The sequence below is a fragment of the Leuconostoc sp. BM2 genome (assembly GCF_002095565.1).
GTDB lineage: Bacteria > Bacillota > Bacilli > Lactobacillales > Lactobacillaceae > Leuconostoc > Leuconostoc falkenbergense.
Genome location: NZ_MOWQ01000025.1, coordinates 20,808 through 27,728 on the forward strand (window position 1 = coordinate 20,808; position 6,921 = coordinate 27,728).

General features: G+C 42.3%; 6 protein-coding genes. All 6 read left to right on the forward strand.

Translation table 11 applies throughout. From position 1 onward, the window contains the following. Positions 1-98 precede the first annotated feature (98 nt). On the forward strand, positions 99-1,109 hold the full coding sequence (locus BMG01_RS07400; RefSeq protein ID WP_004911563.1) for a lipoate--protein ligase: 1,011 nt from the start codon (positions 99-101) through the stop codon (positions 1,107-1,109). After that, entirely contained in the window at positions 1,102-2,238 is a 1,137-nt protein-coding gene (locus BMG01_RS07405; protein WP_004911564.1) for a thiamine pyrophosphate-dependent dehydrogenase E1 component subunit alpha, read from the forward strand. Before BMG01_RS07400 ends, BMG01_RS07405 begins: the two co-directional genes overlap by 8 nt. A gap of 1 nt (position 2,239) precedes the next feature. Then, complete coding sequence (locus tag BMG01_RS07410) at positions 2,240-3,220, forward strand: alpha-ketoacid dehydrogenase subunit beta (protein ID WP_036068688.1); 981 nt, start codon at positions 2,240-2,242, stop codon at positions 3,218-3,220. Then, the gene (locus tag BMG01_RS07415; protein WP_004911575.1) at positions 3,213-4,505 is read left to right on the forward strand and encodes a dihydrolipoamide acetyltransferase family protein; all 1,293 of its coding nucleotides are present in this window, start codon (positions 3,213-3,215) and stop codon (positions 4,503-4,505) included. The genes BMG01_RS07410 and BMG01_RS07415 overlap by 8 nt, the downstream gene beginning before the upstream one ends. A gap of 2 nt (positions 4,506-4,507) precedes the next feature. Further along, positions 4,508-5,917 carry a dihydrolipoyl dehydrogenase gene (lpdA, locus tag BMG01_RS07420; protein WP_036068686.1) on the forward strand — a complete coding sequence of 470 codons (1,410 nt, stop codon included), beginning with the start codon at positions 4,508-4,510 and terminating at the stop codon, positions 5,915-5,917. Between the two features lie 62 nt (positions 5,918-5,979). Then, positions 5,980-6,765: an alpha/beta fold hydrolase gene (locus tag BMG01_RS07425; RefSeq protein WP_036068685.1), complete on the forward strand. Its 786-nt coding sequence runs from the start codon at positions 5,980-5,982 to the stop codon at positions 6,763-6,765. Positions 6,766-6,921 lie beyond the last annotated feature (156 nt).

Sequence of the window (6,921 nt, forward strand, 5' to 3'; positions counted from 1 at the left end):
CCAATAGGATTTTTTTTTGTCAAAAAATGCCGTCATTTTCTGAAAACAGGCGTATAATATAAGTGTAATATGTAAGCGGTTACAAAAGGAGAAAAGTTATGCAATTCATCAATTATTTTGGTAATGATGCCTATACAAATATTGCCATGGATGCTTGGTTACTGAAAAACTTGCACCCAAGTGAGCCAGTTTTTGCTCTGTGGCAGAATAAGCGGGCCATCATTGTCGGCGAGAATCAGAACACGTTTGCGGAGGTTAATCAAGATTACGTTGATAGCCATGATGTTCAAGTTGTCCGTCGCGTATCAGGTGGTGGCGCGGTTTATCATGATTTAGGTAATATTTGCTTTACGTTTTTTGTACCGGTTGCAAATAGTGCAAATGTCAATTTTCACCAATTTGTTAAACCGATGGCTGATGCCTTAGAGTCAGTTGGTATTCCGGTAGAAATTTCCGGCCGAAATGATTTGGAAATTAACGGTAAGAAGGTATCTGGGAATGCGCAACGTTATGCGGGTGGTTACCTGATGCACCACGGGACTTTACTTTGGAATACTGATGTTGAAGCGATGGTGAGGGCACTAAATGTTGCGGATGAAAAATTTATTTCTAAGGCAGCTAAGTCGGTACGTGCTCGTGTTGGTAACATCAAAGATTTTGCACCTGAATCGTTGACAATTGATGACTTCATTGCCAAATTACAATATTATTTGAGTGATGAGGGTCGTGATGGTGAGTATCAATTAAGCGACACGCAAAAAAAGGCTATTTTGCAAGCTCGGGATCAAAAATTCTCACAATGGTCATGGAATTACGGCAAGAGTCCAGAATTTATGTATGATAATCATGCAAAATTTGATGGAGGTGCGATTGATGTTCAGGTCAATGTTAATGATGGTCGGATCACAGACATTAACTTCACTGGCGATTTCTTAGGTGTTCGCGACTGGCGCGAAATCAAGCCAGCATTAGTTGGAATACCATTTACACCTGAAGCTGTTTCGACAATACTTGACCAAAAACGTGACGGACAATACTTTGGTAGCATTACAAATAATGAACTATTGGCAACTTTTTTCCAGAAAGATGAGGTAAAAATTCATGAGTAATCTAACAGCAACAAACCAGCAGATACTGGATTTTCAAGCACAATTAGAAGCACAAGACACATCATTTCCGATGCTGTCTGTATTAAATAATGATGGTCAAATTGTTGATGAAGAAGCACTGAAGCGTGCTGATTTATCAGATGAAGATCTTGTCAACATTATCAAAAGAATGTTGCTCAGTCGGCAATTAGATATCCGTTCAACTAAATTAGCTAAACAGGGTCGATTCGGATTCTTTGCGCCAACTGCTGGTCAAGAAGCTTCACAGATGGCATCGTCCTATGCTTTTAATGATGATGATTGGTTGATGCCCGGCTATCGAGACATTCCAGAAATTGTGGTTAAGGGTTGGCCAATTTGGAAAGCAATTTTGTGGTCCCGTGGACATGCCTTAGGAAACGAATTTACCACAGAAGACGGTAAACCTGTTAATGCATGGATACCACAAATTATTATTGGTGCGCAGTATGTTGAAGCAGCCGGTATTGCTTTGGGACTGAAGAAAAGAAATAAAGATGCCGTTGCCTATGCTTATACTGGTGATGGTGGTACGTCGCAAGGTGACTTTTACGAAGGCATGAATTTTGCGGGTGCGTACAAGGCGAATGCCGTCTTCTTTGCACAAAATAATGGTTATGCGATTTCAACGCCCCGTTCATTGCAAACAGCAGCCACGCATTTGGCAGCAAAAGGATGGGCAGCCGGTTTGCCAAGTATTGTCGTTGATGGTAACGATCCGATTGCTGTTTACTTAGCAGCCAAAGAAGCCCGTGCATGGGCAACGAGTGGTAAAGGGCCTGTCTTTATCGAGACGCTAACAGATCGTCTAGAACCACATTCAACAGCGGGTGATGATCCACTCCGATATCGGACACAAGCAGATATTGATGCTTGGTGGCAAAAAGAGCCACTGATTCGTATGCGCAAGTTTATGACTGAAAAAGGTATTTGGTCTGAAGAGCAGGAAAGTTCATACATTGACGAAGTTAATGCGCTAATTGATGAGCAAATTAAGATCGCCGACAAAGTAGACAAGCAAAAGATTTCTAATTTCATTAAGCATACATTGGAAGTTCCCGGACAGGCAATGACCGAACAAATCAGCAAGTTTGAAAGTGAGGGAAAGTGACATGGCTGTTAAAAGTTATATTGACGCAATTCGTGAGGCAATGGATTTAGCGCTAAAGAAAGATAACGATGTTGTTATTTTTGGTGAAGACGTTGGTGAAAATGGTGGTGTTTTCCGTGCTACTGATGGTTTGCAGGCTAAGTATGGCGAAGAGCGCGTTTTCAATACGCCGTTAGCTGAATCCGGTATTGGTGGTTTAGCGATTGGCTTGACTACGCAAAATTACCGCCCGATTATGGAAATTCAGTTTTTCGGATTTGTTTTTGAAGTGATGGATTCCATTGCTGGTCAAATGGCTCGTAACCGCTTCCGCTTCAACGGCACGCGCCAAATGCCAATTGTCGTGAGGTCACCTTATGGCGGCGGTACCAAAACACCAGAAATGCACGCAGATAATTTAGAAGGTATGGTGGCACAAATTCCAGGCATTCGTGTTGTAATGCCAGCTAATCCAGCTGATGCCAAGGGATTATTGATGAGTTCAATTGAATCTAACGACCCTGTCGTTTTCTTGGAAAATTTGCATTTGTACCGTTCATTAAAAGGGGAAGTACCCGAAGGCTATTACACAACACCGCTTGACACAGCAGCTGTGGCGCGTGAAGGCGAAGATGTCTCTATTATTTCGTATGGTGGCGGTGTACCAGTAGCACTAAAGGCAGCGGACGCCTTAGCCAAAAACGGTGTGTCCGCAGAAGTGTTAGATTTGCGCACTGTTTCACCATTGGATATCAAATCAATTGGTGATACGGTGACAAAAACTGGACGTGTTGTTATTGTGCAAGAAGCACAACGGATGGCTGGCATTGGTGCCAATGTAATGGGTGAGATTTCCGAGCGCTTTATTTTAAGCCTAAAAGCACCAATCGGTCGTGTTGCAGCACCTGATTCAGTTTATCCATTTGGGCAGGCAGAAAATGATTGGATGATTAAACCTGATGATGTTGTTGCAAAAGTGATGGAGGTTGTTAATTATGACTGAGATTTTTAAAATGCCAGATATTGGCGAAGGCATGGCTGAGGGTGACATCACGTCGTGGTTAGTTAAAGTTGGTGATACTGTGGCTATGGATGACCCAGTCGCGGAAGTTCAAAATGATAAGCTGATTCAAGAAATTTTATCGCCGTACGCAGGTACTGTCACCAAGCTGTTTGTTGACGCAGGCACAACTGTTTCTGTTGGCGATTCATTGATTGAATTTGATGGTGACGGTAGTGGCAACAGTGGTGATGAGAGCGCTGAACCAACAGCCAACGATACAGTTGAAGACACATCAGTTGATACAACCACTTCAGTCACACCGCAAACACCGACAGCGACTGAATTACCACAAGTTGTTAATGGACATGTTTTGGCTATGCCATCAGTGCGCCATTTAGCCTTTGAAAAAGGGATTGATTTGACTAAAGTTCCGGCGACGGGTCGTCATGGACATGTGACATTAGCTGATGTCACGGCATACCAAGCAACGGATACACCAGTAGCTGCAATTTCAAGTGAGGCATCTAATGAAACAACTGCCACAGCGGCAGTGACCAAAGATGTTGAAGTGGCTGAACCTGTACGCGAAGGTCGCCAACCAATGTCAGGCGTTCGCAAGGCAATTGCTAAAGCAATGGCAACACAGAATGCAACTATTCCAACGGTTACTAATTTTGATTCGGTTGAAGTTAGCAAATTGGTCGCTCATCGTCAAACATTTAAGACGCAATTGGCCGATCAAGACATTCATTTGACTTATTTGGCTTATGCGGTGAAAGCTTTAGCTGCAACGGCTAAAAAGTTCCCTGAAATCAACGCAAGTCTAGACATGGATACTCAAGAAGTTGTCTATCATGACGATGTCAATATGGGCATTGCTGTTAATGCGCCAAGTGGTCTTTATGTGCCAGTCATTAAACGGGCTGACCAAAAGTCAATTGTGACAATAGCTAAAGAAATTGCTGAGTTAGCAACCGCTGTTCGTGAAGGAACAATTAAGCCAGCGCAAATGCAAGGCGGTACGGTTACAATTTCTAACCTTGGTTCGGCACGTGGTACTTGGTTCACACCAATTATTAATGGTAAAGAAGTCGCAATTCTTGGCTTGGGATCAATTCTGAAAGAACCCATTGTTGGTTCAGATGGTGAATTGGCGGTCGGTCAAAATATGAAATTGTCATTGAGTTATGATCATCGTTTGATTGATGGCATGTTAGGACAGTCAGCTATTAATTATTTGAAGCAACTGTTGGCTGACCCAGCCTATATGTTGATGGAGGTGTAATCATGGTTGTTGGTGCACAAGCACGTGAAGTAGATACAGTTGTTATCGGATCAGGTCCTGGTGGCTATGTAGCAGCTATTCGCGCTGCTGAATTGGGTCAAAATGTGACGATTATCGAACGTGATCAAATTGGTGGTGTTTGTTTAAATGTCGGTTGCATTCCGTCAAAAGCCTTAATTAATGTGGGACATCATTATCGTGATGCTATATCAGAAAATCCTTTTGGTTTGACACAAACTGATGCAAAAATCGATTGGTCAAAGACACAAGATTGGAAGCAGAATACTGTGGTCAACACGCTGACCGGTGGTGTTAAAATGTTGCTCAAAAAGCATCATGTTGATATTATTCAGGGTGAAGCATCATTTAATGACAATGAAACATTAAATGTTGTTCAAGAAGATGGCCACGAATTGCTGCAATTTAACAATGCTATTATTGCGACTGGCTCTAGCCCAATCGAGATTCCGGCTTTTCCATTTGGAAAGCGAATCGTTGATTCTACTGGTGCCTTGAGTTTACCTGAAATACCTAATAAGCTAATTATTGTTGGTGGTGGCGTGATTGGTTCTGAACTTGGTGGTGCTTATGCTAACCTAGGCTCTCAGGTCACAATTATTGAAGGCTTGGATCACACGCTAAATGGATTTGACGCAGAGCTGGCTAAACCAGTCATAGATGATTTCACGAAACGTGGTGGGGTGATTGTTACCTCAGCCATGGCAAAAAGCGCTGTCCAAACTGAAAACGATGTGACATTGACTTATGAAGTAGATGGGCAAGAACAAACAGTTTCTGGTGATTATTTGTTAATTGCTGTTGGCCGGCGCGCTAATACCAATACGCTTGGTCTCAACAATACTGATGTCAAATTAAGCGATCGTGGCTTGATTGAAATTGCTGATAACATACAGACAACTGTGCCTCATATCTACGCCATTGGTGATGTGACAGCGGGACCACAATTGGCACATAAGGCAAGTTTTCAAGCTAAAATTGCTGCAGCTGCAATTTCTGGGGATGCGCATGCTCGTGACTTGCATTATTCCTTACCAGCAGTTGCCTATACAAATTATGAATTAGCAACAACAGGCGAGACACCGGAGTCAGTGACTGAAAAGCAGTTAACGGCTACAATTTCGAAGTTTCCATTTGCTGCTAACGGTCGTGCCATTTCAATTGATGAAGCAGTTGGCTTTATTCGTTTGATAAGCGATAAGACAACTAAAGCGCTATTGGGTGCACAAATTGTTGGTCCGGGTGCCTCGGATTTGATTTCTGAATTGTCATTAGCTATTGAAAATGGTCTAACGACGACAGACATTTCCCTAACGATTCATCCACATCCAACTTTGGGTGAAGCCATCATGGATGCCGCTGAAGTTGCGGATGGCTTACCAATTCATATATAATAAGCTTGACATAAACAAAGTTGCTTTTTGTAGCGACTTTGTTTTGATTGGAGGAACAGATTTTGTCAACAATGATGACAAATGATGGTGTGAGACTCGATTATCAAATATTTGGTACAGGTCAGCCCATTATTTTGGTTGAAGGGTATTCAGGGAATCAAGCAACATGGGTGATGCAGGTTGAACCACTTGTAAACGCTGGCTTACAGGTAATCACTTATGATCGTCGTAACCATGGGAAAAGCGATACGGTTGACTACGGTATGCGAATGGCACGGCACGGGCAAGATTTAGCTGAATTAATGGCACAATTGAGGCTGGAGAAGCCAATATTGATGGGACATTCAATGGGCGCCAGCACCATTTGGGCTTACTTATCCTTATATGGGGATGCCAACGTCAGAGCTATCATTACTGAAGATCAGCTTCCAAAGATATTGCGAGATGATAGCTGGCCGTATGGCATTTTTAACGCTGATTTGACGATGATTTGGACAGCAGCGACAAAACTACCACATACAAAATTAACGCGATTGAAACTGTCAGAAACAGTCAAACATGCGTTGGCTGATAACTATCAACCATTTGACTTTCAGTACAATGAACCACTACTATTAGACAGCTTAATGCAAGATTGGCGTGATGTGTTACGTCGTGAGCAGGTGAAGCACTTATTCATTGCTGGTCAAGACTCGCCACTTTGGCCGTCGGTACATGTTGAAACAGTTGTCGCCATGTCAAAAAATGGTCAAGGTATCACTATTGATAAAGCGGGACATATTCCTCACATTGAGGCACCAGATCAATTTAATGATGCAGTCCTAAATTTTGTTAGAACGATTATGTAAAAAGCAATCCAGACGTATATTTAACGTTTTGAAGTGAACCCAATAACTTGGACAAAATAAAAAAATGTCCAGAAAGTTATTGGGTTTTTCTATGTCTAAATATTCAAATGAATTTAAATTAATAATCGTCAACGAATGGCTGGTTGGTCAAAATGG

What these genes read in the sequence shown, in the direction of transcription:
- BMG01_RS07405 (WP_004911564.1), top strand. Translation starts at nt 1,102, where the DNA reads ATGAGTAATCTAACAGCAACAAACCAGCAGATACTGGATTTTCAAGCA.
- lpdA (WP_036068686.1), top strand. Translation starts at nt 4,508, where the DNA reads ATGGTTGTTGGTGCACAAGCACGTGAAGTAGATACAGTTGTTATCGGA.
- BMG01_RS07415 (WP_004911575.1), top strand. Translation starts at nt 3,213, where the DNA reads ATGACTGAGATTTTTAAAATGCCAGATATTGGCGAAGGCATGGCTGAG.
- BMG01_RS07410 (WP_036068688.1), top strand. Translation starts at nt 2,240, where the DNA reads ATGGCTGTTAAAAGTTATATTGACGCAATTCGTGAGGCAATGGATTTA.
- BMG01_RS07400 (WP_004911563.1), top strand. Translation starts at nt 99, where the DNA reads ATGCAATTCATCAATTATTTTGGTAATGATGCCTATACAAATATTGCC.